Origin of the sequence: Streptomyces sp. NPDC058955, assembly GCF_042741435.1 — a bacterium.
Taxonomy (GTDB): domain Bacteria; phylum Actinomycetota; class Actinomycetes; order Streptomycetales; family Streptomycetaceae; genus Streptomyces.
On the sequence record NZ_JBHYKM010000205.1, the window covers coordinates 1 to 1,898 of the forward strand.

Sequence of the window (1,898 nt, forward strand, 5' to 3'; positions counted from 1 at the left end):
TTTTGGGTTTTTGTTTTTTTTATTCGTTCCGGGGGGGGGTGGGGGTATCGCCCCGGCGCCCCGCCCGACGCCGCGCCCCACCCACCCGCACCGCCCCACGACCACCACCGCCCCACCCACCTCACCCCGCCCGCAGACGAAAGGCGCATCACCGTGACGCAGGACGAACTCCTCGCCCGGGCCCAGGCGTGGCTCGCCGAGGATCCCGATTCCGAGACCCGGGAGGAGCTCGGCGCGCTCCTCGACCGGGGGGACACCGACGAGCTGGCCGTCCGGTTCGCCGGGACGCTGCAGTTCGGCACCGCGGGGCTCCGCGGCGAGCTGGGCGCCGGGCCCATGCGGATGAACCGGTCCGTGGTGATCCGGGCCGCCGCCGGCCTCGCCGCGTACCTGAAGGCGAAGGGGCAGACCGGCGGTCTGGTCGTGATCGGCTACGACGCCCGCTACAAGTCGGCCGACTTCGCGCGCGACACCGCCGCCGTGATGACCGGCGCCGGGCTGCGCGCCGCGCTGCTGCCGCGCCCGCTGCCGACGCCGGTCCTGGCGTACGCCATAAGGCACCTGGGCGCCGTCGCCGGCGTCGAGGTGACGGCGAGCCACAACCCGCCGCGCGACAACGGCTACAAGGTGTACCTGGGCGACGGCTCGCAGATCGTGCCGCCGGCGGACGCCGAGATCGCGGCCGAGATCGCCGCCGTCCGGGCGCTGGCCGACGTGCCGCGGCCGGAGAGCGGCTGGGAGACGCTGGGCGAGGAGGTCCTGGAGGCGTACCTCGCCCGCACCGACGCCGTCCTGACGCCCGGCTCGCCGCGGACCGCGCGGACCGTCTACACGGCCATGCACGGGGTCGGGAAGGACGTGCTCACCGCCGCCTTCGCGCGGCACGGCTTCCCCGCTCCCGCGCTGGTCGCCGCGCAGGCCGAGCCCGACCCGGCGTTCCCGACCGTCGCCTTCCCGAACCCGGAGGAGCCGGGGGCCATGGACCTCGCCTTCGAGGCGGCGCGGGCCGTGGACCCCGACATCGTCATCGCCAACGACCCGGACGCGGACCGCTGTGCCGTGGCCGTGCCGGACGCGTCCGTCGAGGGCGGCTGGCGGATGCTCCGCGGCGACGAGGTCGGCGCGCTGCTCGCCGAGCACCTGGTGCACAAGGGCGCCCGGGGCGTCTTCGCCGAGTCGATCGTCTCGTCCTCGCTGCTCGGGCGGATCGCCGAGGCGGCCGGCGTCGGCTACGAGGAGACGCTGACCGGCTTCAAGTGGATCGCCCGGGTGGACGGGCTGCGGTACGGCTACGAGGAGGCGCTCGGCTACTGCGTCGACCCCGACGGCGTCCGCGACAAGGACGGCATCACGGCGGCGCTGCTCGTCGCCGAGCTGGCCTCGGAGCTGAAGGAGCGGGACCGGACGCTGACCGACCTGCTCGACGACCTGGCGGTCGCGCACGGGCTGCACGCGACGGACCAGCTGTCGGTGCGGGTGGAGGACCTGGGCGTCATCGCGAACGCGATGGCGGCGCTGCGCGAGACCCCGCCGGTGAAGCTCGCGGGGCTGAGCGTCGTCTCGGCGGAGGACCTGACCAAGGGCACGGAGTCGCTGCCGCCGACGGACGGCCTGCGCTACCACCTGGACGGCGACTTCAAGGCGCGGGTGATCGTCCGCCCGTCGGGCACGGAGCCCAAGCTGAAGTGCTACCTGGAGGTCGTGGTCCCGGTCGCCGACGCGAGCGGCCTGGCCGAGGCGCGGGCGACCGGCGCCGAGGTGCTGGGCGCGCTGAAGAAGGACCTGGCGGCGGCCGCGGGGCTGTAGCCGGAGACGGGGGGGGTGGGGGGGGTGCGGGGTGCGGGGGCGAGCCGGAGGACGTCGAGGACCCGTTCGGGGGTGAGGTCGAGGTGGGCGGC

General features: G+C 75.0%; 1 protein-coding gene. It reads left to right on the forward strand.

Features of this window, described 5'->3' with window-relative positions; translation table 11 throughout:
• Window positions 1-153 precede the first annotated feature (153 nt).
• On the forward strand, window positions 154-1,806 hold the full coding sequence (locus ACFW1I_RS37510; RefSeq protein WP_384678463.1) for a phospho-sugar mutase: 1,653 nt from the start codon (window positions 154-156) through the stop codon (window positions 1,804-1,806).
• Window positions 1,807-1,898: the final 92 nt, after the last annotated feature.